Origin of the sequence: Tistlia consotensis USBA 355 (assembly GCF_900177295.1) — a bacterium.
GTDB classification, from domain to species: Bacteria; Pseudomonadota; Alphaproteobacteria; order Kiloniellales; family DSM-21159; genus Tistlia; species Tistlia consotensis.
This window is the reverse complement of the sequence record NZ_FWZX01000003.1, coordinates 281379-299459: the sequence shown is the minus strand read 5'-3', so window position 1 is coordinate 299459 and position 18081 is coordinate 281379. Positions and strand designations below refer to the sequence as shown.

At 67.0% G+C, this 18081-nt stretch carries 18 protein-coding genes; 13 read left to right on the top strand and 5 right to left on the bottom strand.

Features of this window, described 5'->3' with window-relative positions:
* Nucleotides 1–24: 24 nt before the first annotated feature.
* The gene (locus B9O00_RS06600) at nt 25–657 is read right to left on the bottom strand and encodes an NUDIX domain-containing protein (protein ID WP_159460127.1); all 633 of its coding nucleotides are present in this window, start codon (nt 655–657) and stop codon (nt 25–27) included.
* A gap of 146 nt (nt 658–803) precedes the next feature.
* Between B9O00_RS06600 and B9O00_RS06595 the strand changes: the two genes are divergently transcribed.
* From B9O00_RS06595 to B9O00_RS06575, 5 genes are all read left to right on the top strand, one after another.
* Nucleotides 804–2087, top strand: coding sequence for a bifunctional alpha/beta hydrolase/OsmC family protein (locus tag B9O00_RS06595; RefSeq protein ID WP_200808425.1), 1284 nt, complete (start codon nt 804–806; stop codon nt 2085–2087).
* A 392-nt stretch (nt 2088–2479) separates the two neighbouring features.
* Nucleotides 2480–4174, top strand: coding sequence for an ABC transporter substrate-binding protein (locus B9O00_RS06590; RefSeq protein ID WP_085121665.1), 1695 nt, complete (start codon nt 2480–2482; stop codon nt 4172–4174).
* A gap of 139 nt (nt 4175–4313) precedes the next feature.
* The gene (locus B9O00_RS06585) at nt 4314–5252 is read left to right on the top strand and encodes an ABC transporter permease (protein ID WP_085121664.1); all 939 of its coding nucleotides are present in this window, start codon (nt 4314–4316) and stop codon (nt 5250–5252) included.
* A 12-nt stretch (nt 5253–5264) separates the two neighbouring features.
* On the top strand, nt 5265–6497 hold the full coding sequence (locus B9O00_RS06580) for an ABC transporter permease subunit (protein WP_235017049.1): 1233 nt from the start codon (nt 5265–5267) through the stop codon (nt 6495–6497).
* Between the two features lie 22 nt (nt 6498–6519).
* A complete protein-coding gene (locus B9O00_RS06575; RefSeq protein ID WP_085121663.1) occupies nt 6520–8628 on the top strand; it encodes a dipeptide ABC transporter ATP-binding protein in 2109 nt (702 codons plus the stop codon).
* A 179-nt stretch (nt 8629–8807) separates the two neighbouring features.
* Here B9O00_RS06575 and B9O00_RS33010 read toward each other — a convergent pair whose 3' ends face one another.
* The 3 genes from B9O00_RS33010 to B9O00_RS06565 all read right to left on the bottom strand — a co-directional run bounded on the left by B9O00_RS33010 (nt 8808) and on the right by B9O00_RS06565 (nt 11242).
* Nucleotides 8808–8975 (bottom strand): hypothetical protein, encoded by a 168-nt coding sequence (locus B9O00_RS33010; protein WP_159460126.1) that lies wholly within the window; start codon nt 8973–8975, stop codon nt 8808–8810.
* Between the two features lie 498 nt (nt 8976–9473).
* Nucleotides 9474–10076 (bottom strand): response regulator, encoded by a 603-nt coding sequence (locus tag B9O00_RS06570; protein ID WP_085121662.1) that lies wholly within the window; start codon nt 10074–10076, stop codon nt 9474–9476.
* Nucleotides 10077–10291: 215 nt separating this feature from the next.
* Nucleotides 10292–11242: an HpcH/HpaI aldolase/citrate lyase family protein gene (locus B9O00_RS06565; RefSeq protein ID WP_218822842.1), complete on the bottom strand. Its 951-nt coding sequence runs from the start codon at nt 11240–11242 to the stop codon at nt 10292–10294.
* A 378-nt stretch (nt 11243–11620) separates the two neighbouring features.
* Between B9O00_RS06565 and B9O00_RS32375 the strand changes: the two genes are divergently transcribed.
* The 5 genes from B9O00_RS32375 (at nt 11621) to B9O00_RS06550 (ending at nt 14795) form a co-directional block, all read left to right on the top strand.
* Nucleotides 11621–11827 carry a hypothetical protein gene (locus B9O00_RS32375; RefSeq protein WP_143596165.1) on the top strand — a complete coding sequence of 69 codons (207 nt, stop codon included), beginning with the start codon at nt 11621–11623 and terminating at the stop codon, nt 11825–11827.
* Between the two features lie 49 nt (nt 11828–11876).
* Nucleotides 11877–12056 carry a hypothetical protein gene (locus B9O00_RS06560; protein WP_200808424.1) on the top strand — a complete coding sequence of 60 codons (180 nt, stop codon included), beginning with the start codon at nt 11877–11879 and terminating at the stop codon, nt 12054–12056.
* 77 nt (nt 12057–12133) lie between these two features.
* The gene (locus tag B9O00_RS32370) at nt 12134–12802 is read left to right on the top strand and encodes a hypothetical protein (RefSeq protein WP_143596164.1); all 669 of its coding nucleotides are present in this window, start codon (nt 12134–12136) and stop codon (nt 12800–12802) included.
* A gap of 50 nt (nt 12803–12852) precedes the next feature.
* Nucleotides 12853–13878 (top strand): helix-turn-helix domain-containing protein, encoded by a 1026-nt coding sequence (locus B9O00_RS06555; RefSeq protein WP_200808423.1) that lies wholly within the window; start codon nt 12853–12855, stop codon nt 13876–13878.
* 38 nt (nt 13879–13916) lie between these two features.
* Nucleotides 13917–14795: a DDE-type integrase/transposase/recombinase gene (locus B9O00_RS06550; RefSeq protein ID WP_200808422.1), complete on the top strand. Its 879-nt coding sequence runs from the start codon at nt 13917–13919 to the stop codon at nt 14793–14795.
* Here B9O00_RS06550 and B9O00_RS32365 read toward each other — a convergent pair.
* Nucleotides 14792–15028, bottom strand: coding sequence for a hypothetical protein (locus B9O00_RS32365; RefSeq protein ID WP_143596163.1), 237 nt, complete (start codon nt 15026–15028; stop codon nt 14792–14794). The two genes, B9O00_RS06550 and B9O00_RS32365, sit on opposite strands and share 4 nt — an antisense overlap.
* A 27-nt stretch (nt 15029–15055) precedes the next feature.
* Here B9O00_RS32365 and B9O00_RS06545 point away from each other — a divergent pair, with 27 nt between their 5' ends.
* The 3 genes from B9O00_RS06545 (at nt 15056) to B9O00_RS06535 (ending at nt 18002) form a co-directional block, all read left to right on the top strand.
* The gene (locus B9O00_RS06545; RefSeq protein WP_085121657.1) at nt 15056–15751 is read left to right on the top strand and encodes a hypothetical protein; all 696 of its coding nucleotides are present in this window, start codon (nt 15056–15058) and stop codon (nt 15749–15751) included.
* Nucleotides 15752–15918: 167 nt separating this feature from the next.
* Nucleotides 15919–16956, top strand: a complete 1038-nt coding sequence (locus tag B9O00_RS06540; protein WP_085121656.1) for a YncE family protein — start codon at nt 15919–15921, stop codon at nt 16954–16956.
* The gene (locus B9O00_RS06535) at nt 16953–18002 is read left to right on the top strand and encodes a Cj0069 family protein (protein ID WP_085121655.1); all 1050 of its coding nucleotides are present in this window, start codon (nt 16953–16955) and stop codon (nt 18000–18002) included. Before B9O00_RS06540 ends, B9O00_RS06535 begins: the two co-directional genes overlap by 4 nt.
* Nucleotides 18003–18081 lie beyond the last annotated feature (79 nt).

Below are 18081 nucleotides of genomic sequence, written 5' to 3'. Positions count from 1 at the left end.
CCGGGTTCGGTGGGGGCGGCGAGCTTAGCCCCCGGTCCCCTCGGGGTCGAGCCACTCGGCGCGCAGCCGCTCGCGGTGCCGGGCCAGCCAGAGCAGCGCGATCAGCATCGGCCCGCCCTGGAAGCGGCCGGCGTCGAGCAGCGCGAGGGCGGTTTCGACCGGCAGCACGCGGACCTGGATGTCCTCGTCCTCGTGCTCCATGCCGAACAGGCCGCCGGCCCGGCTCGCGTCGACGCGGGCGACGAAGAAGTCCATGACCTGGGTGTTGCCGCCGGGCGAGGGAAAGTAGCGGCAGGCCTTGACCAGTGCCGAGCAGCTCAGGCCGGCTTCCTCGGCCAGCTCGCGGCGCGCCGCCGCCGGGCTGTCCTCGCCGGGGTCGACCATGCCGGCGACCGGCTCGACCTGCCAGGCGTCGCCGCCGCCGACGAAGGTCGGCAGGCGGAACTGCTCGACCAGCACGATCTCGTCGCGGACCGGGTCGTAGGGCAGCACCACGGCGATCTCGCCGCGCACCATGATCTCGCGGTCCAGCGCGCCGGTCCAGCCGCCGGCGAAGCGGCGGTGGCGCAGGCGGAAGCGGTCGACCCGCATCCAGTCGTCGTGCAGCGTGGTGCGCTCGAAGATCTCGACCGCGGTCTCGTCGAATGACCTGTCCATGGCGCCGCAAGCTAGCGAAGCCCGGCGGCCGGTGAAAGCCCGTGGTTGTCGGGGGCACAATGCCGTGCTGGCATGGCACCTTGGACCCCGGGGCATCGCCCCCGGAGTGTCGATCCTCGGGACAACACGGGCAGGGAGGCCGGAGCATGGCGATCCGCAGCGAGAAGTTCACCTTTCCCGGAGAGGGCGGCCTGGAGCTTGCCGCGCGCCTCGACCTGCCCGAGGGGGCGCCGCGCGCGACCGCGCTCTTCGCCCACTGCTTCACCTGCACCAAGGACATCTTCGCGGCCGCGCGCATCGCCGAGCGGCTGGCCGAGCGGGGCATCGCGGTGCTGCGCTTCGACTTCACCGGCCTCGGCCACAGCCAGGGCGAGTTCGCCAACAGCAGCTTCTCCTCCAACGTCGCCGACCTGCTGCATGCCGCCGATCACCTCAAGCGGCGCGGCCTGGCGCCCGACCTGCTGGTCGGCCACTCGCTGGGCGGCGCCGCGGTGCTGGCGGCGGCCGGCGACATCCCGGAGGTCAAGGCGGTCGCGACGATCGCCGCGCCCGCCGAGCCGTCGCACGTCGAGCACCACTTCACCGGCTCGCGCGCGGCGATCGAGCGCGACGGCGAGGCCGAGGTGCTGCTCGCCGGCCGGCCGTTCCGCATCAAGAAGCAGTTCCTCGACGACATCGCCGAGCACCGCCTCGCCGAGCGCATCGCCGGGCTGAAGCGGCCGCTGCTGATCTTCCATGCGCCGCGCGACGAGACCGTCGGCATCGACAACGCGACCAGGATCTTTCTCGCCGCGAAGCATCCGAAGTCCTTCGTCTCGCTCGACGACGCCGACCACCTGCTGACCCGGCGCCGCGACGCCGAGTTCGTCGCCGAGGTGCTGGCGGCCTGGGCCGGTCGCTACCTGCCGGCGACGATCCGGCAGCCCGAGCCGGTCGATTCAGTCGCCGGCCAGCCGGTCGGCGAGCCGGCGGGCGCGGTCACGGCCGGGGGCGAGACGCCGGCCGAGGGCACGGTCGTCGTCACCGAGAGCGGCAGCGGCCGGCTCGGCCAGACGATCCGCGCCGGGCGCCATCGCCTGGCCGCCGACGAGCCGGTCGCCGTCGGCGGCGAGGACGGCGGTCCGAGCCCCTACGACCTGCTGCTGGCGGCGCTCGGCGCCTGCACCTCGATGACGCTCAGGCTCTATGCCGAGCGCAAGGGCTGGCCGCTGGAGCGCACGAGCGTCACCCTGACGCACGACAAGATCCATGCCGAGGACTGCGCCGACTGCGAGACCCGCAGCGGCCTGCTCGACCGCATCGGACGGCGCCTCGAGCTGACCGGCGAGCTGGACGAGGCGCAGCGCGCCAAGCTGCTGGAGATCGCCGACAAATGCCCGGTCCACCGGACGCTGACGAGCGAGATCAGGATCGAGACCGAGCTGACCTGATCGGCCGTGCGTCACGGATTCGCGAGGTCGCAGGTGGGGTAGCGCCGGTCGCCCGAAAGAAACTTGCGGGTGACGTCGGATCGTAAAGTCTATACCGTTTTCCACATGATGGCCTGGGAAACGAAGCGCGACCGGGGCTAACCTGGCGCTAAGGAGAACAGGAAGTGTTTTCGTTGGGGAGCCTCGTTCGAGGCCTGTCCGGGGTGCTGCGGAGGCGGGATCTCCGGTGAGCGCGGGCGGATCGATTCCGACAGCCGTCGAGTAGCCGACCGGCAGGTCGCCGGTGGAACCTCGTCGTCCCGTCGCATCGTCCCCGAAGACCTTCCCTAGGGCCTGACAGGATCGGCGCGGCGACCTCCGTGTCCGAACGAGAGCCACCAAGGGAGACGAGCATGGCCAAGGAAATCAAGGACGCACAAGGCAAGCGCGTCCATCCGTACGTGCCGGAGCTGTGTCAGCAGCTTCGCGAGAACAAGATCGACCGCCGCGAGTTCCTGCGCACCGCCTGCCTGCTGGGCGTCAGCGCCGGCGTCGCCTATGCGACGGCCGACAAGATCATGGGCCGTCAGGGCTCCCTGATCCGCCCGGCGATGGCCGAGACGCCGAAGATGGGCGGCCGGCTGCGCTCCTCGATGCGCGTGCAGCGCATGGACGACCCGGCGACCTACGACTGGACCCAGATGTCCAACCAGACCCGGGCGATCATCGAGTACATGACGCTGACCACGCCGGACAACGTCACGGTGCCCTACCTGGCCGAAAGCTGGGAGGCGTCCGACGACCTGAAGACCTGGACCTTCAAGCTCCGCAAGGGGATCAAGTGGTCGAACGGCGACGACTTCAACGCCGACGACGTGATCCACAACTTCACCCGCTGGCTCGACCCGGCGACTGGCTCGTCGAACGTCGGCCTGTTCATCGGCATGACCGAGGAGGCCGGCAAGGACGACAAGGGCAAGATCAAGCGCCGCATGCGCAGCGACGCCATCGAGCGGGTCGACGACCACACCGTCACGCTGCACCTCTCGGCGCCCGAGCTGGCGATCCCGGAGAACCTCTACAACTACCCGACGGCGATCGTGCACCGCGGCTTCGGCAAGGACTACGCCGCCGACTTCGCCAAGAACCCGATCGGCACCGGCCCCTTCACGCTGGCCGAGTTCAAGATCGGCGAGCGTTGCCTGCTCAAGAAGAAGCCCGACTACTGGGGCCCGAAGTACTACCTGGACGAGATCCTCTACCTCGACCACGGCGACGACCCGAACGCGCCGATCCAGGCCCTGGCCTCGGGTGAGGTCGACCACGTCTACGAGGTCGACATCGACTCGATCGACCAGGTCGAGGACATGGACCACGGCGTGCTGCACGACGTCGTGACCGCCCAGACCCACGTCATGCGCATGCGCGTCGACGCCAAGCCGTTCGACGACAAGCGGGTGCGCCAGGCGGTCTGCGCCGGCCTCGACCACGCCAAGATCCTGGAGCTGTCGTACCGCGGCAAGGGTGCGGTCGCCGAGGACCACCACGTCGCGCCGATCCACCCCGAGTACTTCAAGCTGCCGATGATCGAGCGCGACATCGAGAAGTCGAAGAAGCTGCTCGCGGAGGCCGGCTACAAGGACGGCATCGACCTCGAGATCGAGGTCCATCCGAACTACCAGTTCACGGTCACGGCGGCCCAGGCGGCGCGCGACCAGCTGGCGCCGGCCGGCATCCGGCTGAACATCAAGCCGAATCCGAACTACTGGGACGTCTGGCAGAAGGTGCCGTTCGGCGCCACGACCTGGACGCACCGGCCGCTCGGCGTGATGGTGCTCAACCTCGGCTACCGCTCCGGCGTGTCGTGGAACGAGACCGGCTATGCGAACCCGGAGTTCGATGCCGCGCTCAGCGACGCCAGCGGCACGCTCGACGTCAAGGAGCGCACCGCGAAGATGGAGAAGGTGGAGAAGATCCTGCAGGACGATTCCGTGATCGCCCAGCCCTACTGGCGCTCCGTCTTCACGGCCACGAGCGACAAGGTGCACGGCTACAAGGCGCACCCGACGCAGTACCACCAGTTCAGCAAGACCTGGATCGACAGCTGATCGGTGCGGTCGGGCCGGCGGCGCTTCGGTGCCGCCGGCCCGACCGGTTCCCTACCGCTTCCCGCCCAAGAAGGAAGCGGACGAAGGAGACGCCCCGGCCGAGGCAAGGGGCGCGCTACGGAAACAGGGGGTAGGGCGTATGCTCGTATTCATCGCGCGCCGCATGGGCCAGATGATCCTGGTCATGCTCGGCGTATCGGTCCTCGTGTTCGCGATGCTCGAGGTCAACGTCGACAACCTCGCTGTCAAGGTGCTGGGGCCCTATTCCTCGCAGGAATCGCGGGAGATCTGGCTCCAGGAGAACGGCTTCAACCGGCCGATGTACGAGCGCTACGTCGACTGGATCGGCGAGATCGCGACCGGCGACCTCGGCAAGTCCGTGACCCTCTACAAGGGCCAGACGGTGGTCGCGGTGATGGCGCCGCGCCTGCTCAACACGGCGATCCTCGGCGGCCTGGTGATGGCGGTGATGGTGCCGATCGCCCTCCTGCTCGGCGTGCTCGCCGGCATGAAGGAGGGCTCGCTGCTCGACCGCTTCGTGTCGACCTTCACGATCATAACCACCTCGATACCGGAGTACGCGACCGGTCCGATGCTGATCGTGTTCTTCGTCTACCTGATACCGCTGTTTCCCGGCACCGCCGCCATGTCCTCCGGCTGGGACTGGTCGGCGATGGTGCTGCCGGTCATCGTGCTGGTGCTCTACGACATCGGCTACGTGGCGCGCATGACCCGGGCCTCGATGGCCGAGGTCATGACCACGCACTACATCCGCACGGCCCGCCTGAAAGGCCTGCCGTTCGGCCGGATCATCGTGCGCCACGCCCTGCGCAACGCGCTGATCGCGCCCTTCACGGTGATCATGCTGCAGCTCAACTGGCTGCTGTCCGGCGTCGTCGTGACCGAGGCGATCTTCGCCTATCGCGGCTTCGGCAAGCTGCTGCTCGACGCCTCGCTGAGCGGCGACATCTTCATCATCGAGGCCTGCTGCCTGGTGGCGGTCTTCGTCGCGGTCGGGTCCCAGCTGATATCGGACATCGGCTACCGCTTCCTCAACCCGCGTCTGCGGTTCGGCTAGGGGAGAAAGACCATGGCTGTCACCGCCGAGGCGATGCCGAAGCCCACGCCCTTCTACCTGCGGCTCTTCCGCGCCGTGCTGCTGCTGCGCGAGAGCTGGATCGGGATGATCGGCGCCTCCCTGGTCGCCTTCTGGGTGCTGATGGCGCTGATCTGCAACCTGCTGCTCTCCGCCGGCCTGCTGTTCCACCCGAACACCGGATTCGCCGGCTACACCGCGGCGCCCCCGGGCACAACGCTGATCATGGCCGGCGACGAGCCGGTCCGGATCAGCGACTACACCGAGAAGCCGGCCAAGGACATCGGCACGCTGATCAGCAAGGACGAGGCCGCCCGCATGGCCGGCTTCGAGAGCTACGACAAGCTGCAGGCGACGGCCGACGACCTGAAGGGGCAGGTCGAGGCGATCCGCCAGCAGCGCCGCGACCTGAAGAAGCAGATCCAGGCCCTCGACGAGGGCGACCCGAAGGCCGAGGAACTGAGCCGGCAGCGCTCGGCCCTCGGCGACCGGAGCGACGCCCTGAAGGAGCGGCTCGACAGCCTGGCGGTCGCCGTTAAGTCGGCCGGCAAGTACGACGTCGGCACCTTCTGGCTGGGCACGGACAAGTCGAGCCGCGACATCCTGAGCCGGCTGATCTTCGGCGCCCGCCAGGTGCTGATCTACGCCCCGCTGGCGATCCTCTGCGCCTACGCCGTCGGCATCCCGATGGGCCTCTGGGCCGGCTACCGCGGCGGCTGGATCGACTCGATCCTGTCCTACATCTCGAACGTCATCCTGTCGTTCCCGCCGGTCGTGCTCTACGTCGTGATCATCATCGTGATCGGGCCGTCGGGCCTCAACATCGTGCTCGCGGTGACCTTCGCCTCGGCACCGGGCATCATGCGCATCGTGCGCTCGCTCGCCCTCGACCTGCGAACGCGGGAGTACATCATGGCCGCCGAGACGCGCGGCGAATCGGTGTTCCGCATCCTGTTCGTCGAGCTGCTGCCGAACGCCCGCGGGCCGATCATCGTCGATGCCATGCTGCGGCTCGGCTACACGGTCATCACCATCGGAGTCCTCGGGTTCCTGGGCCTCGGCCTGCCGCCGCCAAACCCCGACTGGGGCAAGATGATCTCCGAGGCCCGGCAGCTGTCGCTGACCGCGCCGCACGCGATCATCTTCCCCTGCATCGCGCTGTCGTCCCTGGTGCTCGGCTTCAACCTGCTGGCCGACGCGCTGCGCGAAATCTCCCTCAAAGACTAGAAGAACGGGAGGCACGGAACCGATGCGCGACAAGTCCAAGCGGTTCGGGGCCCCGGTCCTGGAATGCCGGAATCTCTGCCTGTCCTACTTCACCAGGGCGGGCGAGATCCCGGCGGTCATCGACTTCAGCATGACGCTGCACGAAGGCGAGGCGATCGGCCTGGTCGGCGAGTCGGGCTGCGGCAAGTCGACGGTCGCGCTCGCGATCATGCGCTACCTCGGCGGCAACGGTAAGGTCGTCGGCGGCGAGATCCTCTACAACGGCCGGGACATGCTGTCGTTCAGCGAGGAGGAGCTGCGCCAGCTGCGCGGCAACGAGATCGCCATGGTCTACCAGGAGCCCATGGCCTCGCTGAATCCCTCGATGCTGATCGGCCGCCAGCTGATGGAGGTGCCGCTCTTCCACGAGAAGGGGGTGACCGAGGCGCAGGCGGCCGAGCGCGTGCTCGACATGCTGGGGGCGGTCAAGCTGCCGGATCCGGAGCGCGTCTTCCGCTCCTATCCGCACCAGATCTCCGGCGGCCAGCAGCAGCGCGTGGTGATCGCCATGGCGCTGCTCTCCAAGCCGAAGCTGCTGCTGCTCGACGAGCCGACCACGGCGCTCGACGTCACGGTCGAGGCCGGCATCATCGAGCTGATCGCCGAGATCGCCGAGCGCTTCAACACCTCGATGATCTACATCTCGCACAACCTCGGCCTGATCCTGGAGACCTGCGACCGGATCAACGTCATGTACTCCGGCCAGGTCGTCGAGACCGGCGCGGTCGAGGAGGTCTTCAACGAGATGCGGCACCCCTATACCCAGGGGCTGTTCGACTGCATCCCGCTGCCCGGCGCCGACAAGACCGCGCGCCCGCTGGTGCCGATCCGCGGCCAGCTGCCGCTGCCCCACGAGCGGCCGAAGGGCTGCTATTTCGGGCCGCGCTGCGACCATTTCGTGGCCGGCCGCTGCGACGCCGGGATGATCCCCATGTCGGACATCCCGGAGGAGCCGGGCCACGCCGCGCGCTGCATCCGCTGGAACGAGATCGACTGGGACGCGCACCGCCCGCACGGCCTCTCGACCGAGGGCTCCCAGGTCGGCCCGGAGGTGCTGCACGTCGACCGCATGCGCAAGTACTACGAGCTGTCCGACACCTCGCTGGCCGCCCTGATCAAGGGCAAGACCGTGCGCTACGTGAAGGCCAACGAGCAGATCACCTTCACCGCCCGCGAGAGCCAGACCGTGGCGATCGTCGGCGAGTCGGGCTGCGGCAAGTCGACCTTCGCCAAGGTGCTGATGGGGCTGGAGACGGCGACCGACGGCACGGTGCAGTTCCGCGGCGGCGACCTGGGCAAGAAGCCGGTGCAGGCCCGCTCTCCCAAGGAGATCGGCTCGCTGCAGATGATCTTCCAGAACCCCTTCGACACGCTGAACCCAAGCCACTCGGTCGGCTCCCAGCTGGCCCGGGTGATCCGCAAGTTCGGCGTCGAGACGGACAGGCGGAAGGTCGAGCAGCGGGTGCTCGAGCTGCTCGACCTGGTCAAGCTGCCGCGCGAGTTCGCGCGGCGCCGGCCGCGCCAGCTCTCCGGCGGCCAGAAGCAGCGCGTCGGCATCGCCCGGGCCTTCGCGGGCAACCCCTCGATGGTGGTCGCCGACGAGCCGGTCTCGGCGCTCGACGTCTCGGTCGCGGCGGCGGTCACCGGCCTCCTGATGGACATCCAGCGCAGCTACCGCACGACCCTGCTGTTCATCAGCCACGACCTCAGCCTGGTGCGCTACCTCGCCGACCGGGTCGTGGTCATGTACCTCGGCCACATCGTCGAGCAGGGCACGACCGACGAGGTCTTCTCGCCGCCCTACCATCCCTATACCGAAGCGCTGCTCTCGGCCGTGCCGATCGCCGACACGTCAGTGCACAAGAAGCGGATCATCCTGGAGGGCGCCTTGCCCTCGGTGCTGAACCCGCCGAAGGGCTGTCCCTTCAACACCCGTTGCCACCGCAAGATCGGCCGGGTCTGCGAGACCGAGGCGCCGCCGAACCGCGTCGACGCGCCGGGCCACGAGATCCTCTGCCACATCGAGCTCGAGGAGCTGCGCGCCGTCGAGCCGGTGATCGTGCAGGTGCCCAAGGGCGAGGCGGCGGAGTAGGGCGGGCCGGCCAGTACGGCAACGGCGCCGCCTCTCGTCGGAGGCGGCGCCGTCTTGCCGTTTCGACGCCTCGTATCGGTGGGCTCGGACTTCCCCCGGCCCTTCGATGGCCGTGCGCGGCGGCGGCCTCGACCCGGCTCGGCCCGACGGGCCGGCAGGGAGCCGCCGGCCCCCTTCGCTCAGAAGACCATCGTCACCCAGAGGGCGATGGCGGTCGCCCCCAGGAGCAGGCTGCCGGTGACGAGACCGGCGTTGATCAGCCCGGCGTTGAGCAGCTGGCGCTGCCGGTCGGCCGCGACCGCGCGGCCAGAAGCGTTCCGGTCCGGTTTGTTCGGTCGTGGGTTCATGACAGTCCTCCCGCCTGGTCAGGTTCGTCCGCCTCGCTGGCTCGGGAGGCGCCCTCTTCGCGGGGCTGCTGGACGATCCCGGCGCAGTGCTCCAACTCTTGGTTGCTGGAACGCTGCAGGAACCTGGATTCTAGCGGTCGAGGCCCGGCTGTCAAATGGGGAAGGGTTAAGACGCCGGGCCCAGCCTGGGGATAAGTTCTCATTTCGTCCCCAATCATCCGGGCCTGCCGGCGATTCGCAAGGAACTTTCCGGGTACCCCGGGCAGACGGCACAGGATGTTATCTTGTGCAGTGCAGCGTAGAAATTTTCTTGCGATGGGTGCGCCGCCCTGGCATTGTTCGTCTGCCGAAGATCGAGGCAGCAAGCTCGACCATGGCAGGGCCCAAGTTTAGGGAGGAAGCCGGCGCGAGTCCGGCGGAGGATTGAGACGGTCGCGCAGGACCTGCGCGACCGTTGTTTTTTGCCCCAGATCCGTGTATCGCGCCGCTGCAGCGGCGTCAGCCGCCGCGGACGCCGGCGGCGGCCCGGCGCAGGCAGGCGCCGAGCGCCTCTTCCTCGAAGGGCTTCTCGAGCAGCAGGCTGGAGTCGGCGAGGCCGGCCTCGGCCAGGCCCTCGATCCGGCTGTGGCCGGTCGCGAAGACCACCAGCAGCGCGGGGCGGACCAGCCGGCCGCGGCGCGCCAGCTCGACGCCCGAGCCGTCGGGCAGCCCGACATCGGTCATCAACAGGTCGACCGCCTGCGTCTCCAGCGCCTCCAGGGCCTCGGCGGCCCGCCGGGCCTCGAGGACGCGATGGCCGAGCTCGTCCAGCATGTCGGCCGTGCTCTGCCGGATCAGGCTGTCGTCCTCGACCAGCAGCACGGTCAGGCCACCGGCGAGGGCCTGGCAGGGCGGCATCTCCGGAGGTAGATCGGGTGGCAGCTCGCTCGGCGCTCCGGGCGGCAGTTCCTCCGGCGTCTCGCCCGGCACTTCCGCCGGCTCGCGCGGATCGCCGCCGCCGGCCGATGCCGGCAGGTCGGGGGCTGCGAGGCGCCGGGGCCGTGTGCCGGCGGGCGTCCCGGCCGGGCGGTTTGCAAGCTCCTCGCTCTTCGGCTCGTGCAACAGCAATGCCTCCTCACTCGGCGCTCGGATCGGCCCGCAGGCTCTCAGGTCGTCGGCCGGCCGCGCGATCTCGAGCCCCCGGGCTCCGGACCTCCGGACGCGGGGCCGAGGTACCTTGCTACGCCTTCCGGCGGCCGCCGTCCTTAGCCTGGAGCAAGATCGGACGAGCCCTGTCCGAAGGGGGCGGTCAAGCCGCGCGGCGCGGCCGCCCCGCGTCAGGCGTCGGCGATCGCGCGCACCGCCAACATCCGCGCGAAGCTGCGCAGCACCGGCTTCTCGATCAGCTTGCCCTCGAAGACCAGCAGGCCGCCGTCGCTCTTCTCGAAGGCCTCGAGCACCCGCCGGGCGTGCGCGACGCTCGCGTCGTCCGGGGTGAAGACGTCGTTGAGGTCGGGGATCTGCTTCGGGTGGATCGCACCCTTGCCGGTGAAGCCGAGCTCGGCCGACAGCGCGGCCTCGCGCAGCATGCCCTCGCGGTCCCCGAGGTCGAGGTAGGGCACGTCGATCGCGTCCAGCCCCTGGGTCGCGGCCGCATGGACGACGCGGGAGCGGGCGTACTGCAGGGCCATCCAGCTCGACTTGCAGCGCAGGTCGGCGGCCATGTCGACGCCGCCGAAGAACAGCGCCTCGATGCGGTCGCTGGCGCGGGCGATCTCGTGGGCGGCCTCCAGGGCCTCATTGGTCTCGATGATGACGTGCAGCCGGGTCGCCAGCCGGTACTCGACCAGCAGGTCGGCGAGGTTGCGCACCTCCTCCGGTCCCTTGACCTTCGGCAGCATCACCGCCTCGATCGCGGCCGGCGCCTGCAGCAGGGCCTGGACGTCGGCCATGCCGTCGAGGGTCCTGAGGCAGTTGATGCGGACGACCCGCTCGACCCGCACCGGCCCCTCGGCGGCGGGCAGCTGCGCGAAGGCCTGCCGGCGCGCCTGCTCCTTGTCCTTCGGCGCGACCGCGTCCTCCAGGTCGACGCAGACGATGTCGGTGCCGCAGCGCAGCGCCTTGGGGAACATGTCGGGGCGCGTGCCCGGCGCGAAGATGAAGCTGCGGCGGGGGCGCAGGGCGCGGTCGGTGGCGGTCACGGGATCGATCTTCCTCTCGTCGGGGCTGTCCGGGGCGCCAGCGGCGGCGCCGACGCGCAGCTTGGCCGTGGCGAGGCTTCCGGCCAAGGGCTCGAATCGAGGGGCAGGCTCCTGGGAGGATAAGGATTCGGGGGAGGAGAAGGATTCGGGGAGGGCGGGGCCGGGCTCTGCTGTGGGGACCATGGCGCCGGGGCAGCGGAGCCGTCGGCGGCCTGCAATCGATCGCCTGTCGAGCGGCGCGGCAGCCTTGCCGGCGAGCAGGCCTTCCCGGACCCCGAAGCGGGCGAGCGGAGAAGCGCGATCGTGACGGCGCCGAAGGCGTCGCTGCGGCGCCCCTGCAGCCGTGACTCGCTCGTGAAGAGGCGGCGCGGGGTAGTGTCTCAGTTTGAAAATCGTCGGCCTTGACGTGGGGTTCGCTCGACGCTCCGGCTTCCCATATGCTTAGTGGCAAGCATGGAGGCCGTCATGTCATCTGATCTCGACAAGGCGCGAGCCATTGTCGCCACCCGCAAGCGATGGGTGGGACCGCCTGGTTCCCTGCCGGAAGAGATAGCCAAAGCGGTCGCTGAGGGCATTGCTCTTGGTCGTAAAGAGGGCTTGGAGCTGGCCGCGCAGATCGTGACGGACCACGCCTCCCGGCTCCCGACCGATACGAAGGACAGTCATGCCTAGAGGCCCCAAGGGCGAGAAGCGCCCAGCCGACGTCGTGGGCGCCGCCGTCATGGTCGCCAAGATCGCCACAGGCGAGATCGAGGAGCAGACCGAGCAGGACGTCGGCAAGGACAAGGCTGCTCAGGCCATGGGCCGGAAGGGTGGCGAGGCGCGTGCCAGCAAGCTCACGCCTGAGCAGCGAAAGGAGATCGCGCGGAAGGCGGCTGCGAAGCGGTGGGGCAAAGAATAAGTCTCGACAAAAGAGGCTTGACCATGTTCATTTTTTCCGCCTAGAGTGAGGTCGAAAAAATGAACATGGCATGAGACGTGACCGCTATCTTCCGCACGAATCCCATCGAAGTTCGCAATCGTCTAGAGCAGTTGGGCTGGACGCCGGACGAGCTTCTAGAGGTTGTTGACGCCATGGTGGGCGCTCGAAACGGATGCACAGACAACGATCCCGCCTCGGCGCCAGGCTGGATGTCCTGGAAGGATGGCAGTCGGAGATTCCGCGAGATTGGGCGTTCAAAGGGATATGCGAAGGACGACGCGGATCAGATTCCGTGGGTCGTCGATGTCGAGAATGGGCGTCGGTTCGCTGTAAGCAATACTGACGATGGGACAGGCGTCAAGGGACCGGGGCCACAGAATCGCAGTCGGAAAGGCCCCGCAACAGATCGTGCTGTTTCCGAAAATCAAGGCTCTTTTTTTGATCGATTTGACGACCCTGAGTTTTTAAAAAAGGTAATTCCGCTCTCAATGAAACGGGGTCAGCCTGGAATTATCATTTCGTGGTATCTCTGTGTTTATTGCGAAGGTGATGAAGTTCGCGCCGAATTATCCTGCCCAGTAGGCGCTGATGGTGGTTTCTTCAGCGACTTCATGGAGCGACTCGTTCTTATCGGTGACGGTGACGATGGGCCTGGAGAAGAGCTTCGCAAATCCGACGATGGCGACGATGGCACTGAGTTCGATATCCCGGTCTCTCGAAAGTAATCTGTATGCGGTTCAACCCGTCGCGGCTCAGCATCGCCAGAAGAAGGCGGTTGCTGAACAAGAAAGGATTCGCTGAACTTGCCGGTGTGGCCCAGCACACCGTAGTTCGGTGCGAGAAAGGTTTGACCGAACCAACGGCAGAAAATGTCGACGCCTTCTCTCGTGCTCTAGCATTTCCAACTAGCTTTTTCTTTGGACCGGATCTGGACGAGCCAGAATCCGCCAGCTTTCGTAGTCAGACAAGTATGTCTGCGGCGATAAGAGATGCCTCTCTCGCCGCAGGTGCTATTGGATTCATGCTGTCAGATTGGGTAGAGGACCGGTTTAATCTTCCGGAAATTCAGGTTCCGGATCTTCATCTATATGATCCGGAACGCGCAGCTAGAGTTCTCCGAGAAGAGTGGCGGTTAGGAGAAAAGCCGATTTCTAATATGATCCATTTGTTAGAATCTAAGGGTGTTCGCGTATTTTCACTCGCTGAAAATACCGTAAAAGTAAATGCTTATTCGCTATGGCGCAGAGATAAGCCATACATGTTCTTGAATACGTACAAAAGTGCAGAGAGTAGCCGATTTGACGCCGCTCATGAGCTTGGCCATTTGGTACTACATCAAGATGGCGGATGCGTTGGTAGGAAAGCAGAAAGTGAAGCGAATCAGTTTGCGTCAGCGTTCCTTATGCCTTCCGCCGACGTAATGGCTGTATTACCTCGTGCACAATACCTGCCGCAAATTTTGCGTGCTAAGTTGCGTTGGCGTGTGTCTTTGGCGGCGTTGAATTTTAGGCTTCACAAGCTAGGGATCACATCGGACTGGAAATATAGGGACTTTTGCATCGAAATCGCGACTAAAGGATACAACAAGTCAGAACCCCATCCTATCGAGCGGGAAAGTTCAGTTGTTTGGCAGAAAGTGTTGCAAAATCTGTGGGCCCATAAGATGACGCCGGGGCATGTGGCGCGGGAGCTAGCTGTCCCAGAGTCGGAGATCAGTGGACTGATTTTCGGAGTCATTGCGTCCCAAGCGGTGCCGGTCGAGCGAACGCGGCCAGTTGCGGTAGTAAATAATGAACGGTGATGCTTGACGCTAAGCATAGGAGTTCACATATGAGGGGTATGAACAAGCTGCCCCTCGCTAAGCGCATCCAGATCCTCTCCATGCTGGTGGAAGGATCTTCCATGCGGTCGATCTCGCGGGTTGTCGGCGTGTCGATCAACACGGTGACGAAGCTGCTTGAGGACGCCAGCGAAGCCTGCATGGCGCACCATGACGAGACCGTGCGGAACGTGAAGGCCAAGCGGGTCCAATGCGATGAGATCTGGTCGTTCTGCTATGCCAAGCAGAAGAACGTCGCGGCGGCGAAGCGGAAGGACCTGGCCTACGGCGACGTGTGGACGTGGACGGCCATCGATGCCGACAGCAAGCTGATTGTCTCCTATCTGGTTGGCGGCCGGGACAGCGAATACGCCATGGGGCTGATCGACGATCTGCGCCAGCGGCTCGCCAATCGGGTCCAGCTCACCACGGACGGCCACAAGGCCTACCTTGAGGCGGTCGAGGGCGCCTTCGGCAGCGAAGTCGACTACGCTATGCTGGTGAAGCTGTATGGGACGGCTCCGGAAGCCGCCCGCGGTCGCTACAGCCCGGCAGAGTGCATCGGCGCCCGCAAGGAGCGGATCGAAGGCAACCCGGATCCGAAGCACATCAGCACGAGCTACGTCGAGCGGCAGAACCTCACCATGCGCATGTCCATGCGCCGGTTCACCCGACTGACCAACGCCTTCTCGAAGAAGGTCGAGAACCACTGCCACGCGCTGGCGCTGTACTTCACGTTCTATAACTTCTGCCGCATCCACAAGACGCTGAAGGTCACGCCCGCGATGGCCGCTGGCGTGTCCAACACGCTGCACGACATGGAGTGGATCGTTGGGCTGATCGATGCGCGGGCGCCGGAGCCGAAGCCACGCGGACCGTATAAGAAGCGCGCTCGCTAGGAGCCAGCCGCAATCATCCGAGCTAATCGCTCTGCGGCAGAAGCGGACCAGAACTTAGCCAGCACCTCTATTGGTTTTTCTGGATCGTCCTGACTCGCCAAAAAGAGGTAGTATCCCATTCCGTCGAGATCGTGGCCCGCTTCTCGCGCCCGTTCTGCTTCGGCGCTCGAAATTCCGCCGATGCACAGGGTTGCAGAGTTGGACACCGGCACTGCGCCTACGATTTCGTCCATGTCAGCCTCTCATAAAGGGGATTTGGGATGGCCACAAACAGCACGCCGAGCATCGGTGTCAACAAGCTTGGAGAGTATATCGTCTCAAGGGGCAATAGGCAAAGGGAGATACTTCGGGATCGTAAATTTCCGCAAGACTACAAGGGCATGTACTACAAGGAGGCATCGGAGGCGATTGCGGATGCCTTGGCATCAAATCTTGAGGACTTGTCCGCGCTGACTCGTGCGCGCAGAATTCTTGAGCAGAGGACGCCCGAGCGCGTTGGGACGCAGCGGCGGCTGAACGCGAACATCGATGCGCTTGAATCCTTCGATCTGCTGTTGGACTCCATCGACTTCTGTGGCGGAGCGCCAGAGCTAGGTCCGCATCGTCCGCCAAAGATCTCCCGCCTTGGTGTCGAGATCAGTGTCAGGCCGGAGATAGTGCTGAGAGGCACGGGCAAGGGCGGCAAGTCGCTGGTCGGCGCAGTCAAGGTCCACTACTCCAAGACCCGCCCCCTAAATGAAGAAAGCGCCGGCTACGTGTCCGCCATCGTGCAGCAGTACTGCACGGAGACGATGCCAGACGATGGAGAAGCCTATGCACCCTACTGCTTCGTCATCGATCTTGGCTCCATGCGGGTGTACCCAGGCGTGAAATCGACGGTCCAGCGCATGAAGGATGTGGAGGCCGAGTGCCGGAACATCGCCGGCCTCTGGCCGACGATCAAAGAGAACGAATGATGCCAAGTTCAAACTGAGACACTACCCGGCGCGGACCATGCTTGCCGCCGGGTTGCCGGCGGTCGTAGAGTGACGATGCATCGGGGATGCAGGCTCCCCGTCAGACGATCCCCGTCCAAGCCCTGCTTCGAGCGGCGCCTTTCGATGGCGCGGCAGGAGCATTGGCTATGGCGACCCGATCCGACAGATCCTTCGGTCTTTTTCCGCAAACGTTTGCGCGTGTCATCGCGACCGCGGCGCTCGTCTCGCTGCCGCCTGGCGCACTGCTCGGCAACGCCGGCGCCTGGGCGCCGCTCCAGGCCGCGGGCACGATCGCCCTGCCGGCCACGAGCGGCCGAATCGACCATCTGGCGATCGACCTCGGGCGCAGGCGGCTGTTCGTCGCGGAGCTCGCCAACGGGACCGTCGACGTCGTCGACCTCACGGACAACAGGGTGATCAGGCGGATCTCCGGCCTGGAGGAACCCCAGGGCCTTGCCTACCTTCCCGTGCCGGACCTGCTGGCGATCGCCGGCGGCGGCGACGGCACGCTCAGGCTTCTCGCCGGCGGCGACTTCAAGCGCCGCGGAGTCGTCAGGCTGGACGGCGATGCCGACAATGTTCACCTCGACCCGGCAACCGGCCGGCTGGTCGTCGGCCACGGCACCGGCGGCCTCGCGCTCGTCGACGCCCAGGCGGCGGCCGTTGTCGCCGACGTCGCGCTGCCCGCCCACCCGGAAGGCTTCCAGATCGCGGCGCACCGCGCCTACGTCAATCTTCCCGACGCCGGGCGGATCGCGGTGGTCGACCTCGACGCCGGCCGGTCGGCCGCGACCTGGGCGACCGGCGCGCTGTCGTCGAACTTTCCCATGGCGATCGCCGAGGGGCGCGTCGCCGTCGTCTTCCGCGGGCAGGACCGCCTCGTGCTGTTCGATGCCGCCTCGGGCCGGGCTGTCGCGTCGATCGGCACCTGCGGGGACGCCGACGACCTGTTCTTCGACGCCGGACGCCGGCGATTCATGGTGAGCTGCGGCGCCGGCAGCATCGAGGTGATCGCGCTGGACGGGTCGAGGCTCCGCTCGCTGGGCCGTACCAGGACCCGCCAGGGCGCCCGCACCAGCCTCTTCGTCCCGGAGCTGGACCGCCTGTTCGTGGCCGAGCGACAGGGTTCGCGCGGCGTGCCGGCGGCGATCGCCGTCTTCCGTCCTGCGGAGGCGGCCCGATGAGCGGGGCGGGCGGCCGTGTCGCGCTGCTCTGGCGCGGAGACCGCGCAGCGCGCGCCGCTGCAACGCCGGAGAACAGCCGGCTGCACCGTATCTTCGCGGCGCTCGCGGCCTGTGGGCTCCGGGCCGAGCCGGCTGTCTATGCCGAGGAGTTCGCCGAGGAGGTCCGCAGCCAGCTCCTGGGTTGCGACGTCGTGCTCGTCTGGGCCGACCCGCTCTCGGACGGCCGGACCCGTGCCGCGCTCGACCCATTGCTGCGCGAGGTCGCGGCCCGGGGCGTCCGGGTCAGCGCCCATCCCGACGTGATTCCGCTGCTCGGCACCAAGGAGGTGCTGCATCGGACCCGGCAGCTCGGCTGGGGCACGGGCACGCGGCTCTACCGCACCGTCGAGGAGCTGCGGGCCGGCTTTCCCGAGGCACTGCAGACCGATCGCCCGCGCGTGCTCAAGCGCAACCGGGGCAACGGCGGCCAGGGTGTCTGGAAGGTCGAGCGCCTGGCAGCAGGGCGATCGGCGGCGCAGCGCGTGCGCGTGCTCGAGGCGCGGCGTCGCAGCCTGCCGGAGGAGCTGGATTTGCCCGTCTTCCTGGAGCGCTGCGCCGCCTACCTCGCGGACGACGGGCCGATCGTCGACCAGCCGTTCCAGGCGCGCCTGCCCGAGGGCATGATCCGCTGCTACCTGGGCGCGGACCGGGTCGTCGGCTTCGGGCACCAGCTGATCAAGGCGTTGCTTCCGCCGCCGCCCGAAGGCCCGGACTCGCCGCAGGCGCAGCCGGGGCCGCGCATCATGCATCCGGCCTCGGCGCCGCCGTTCGCGCGGCTGCGGAGCCTGGTCGAGGCGGAGTGGCTGCCGCAGGCCATGGCGCTGCTCGGGCTCGACCGCAGGTCCCTGCCGGTCATCTGGGACGCCGACTTCCTCTACGGCCCGAGGAGCGAGGCGGGCGAGGACAGCTACGTCCTCTGCGAGATCAACGTCAGCTCGGTGTTCCCGATCCCGGACGACGCGCCGACGGAGATCGCGCGCCTGACCGCGGAGCTGCTGCAGGCATAGCGGGCGCCGGGGCCGGATAGCGCGGGGCCGGCCGCCGCGCCGGACGGGTTTGACTCCATCCTCTCCAGGGGGATAGGTT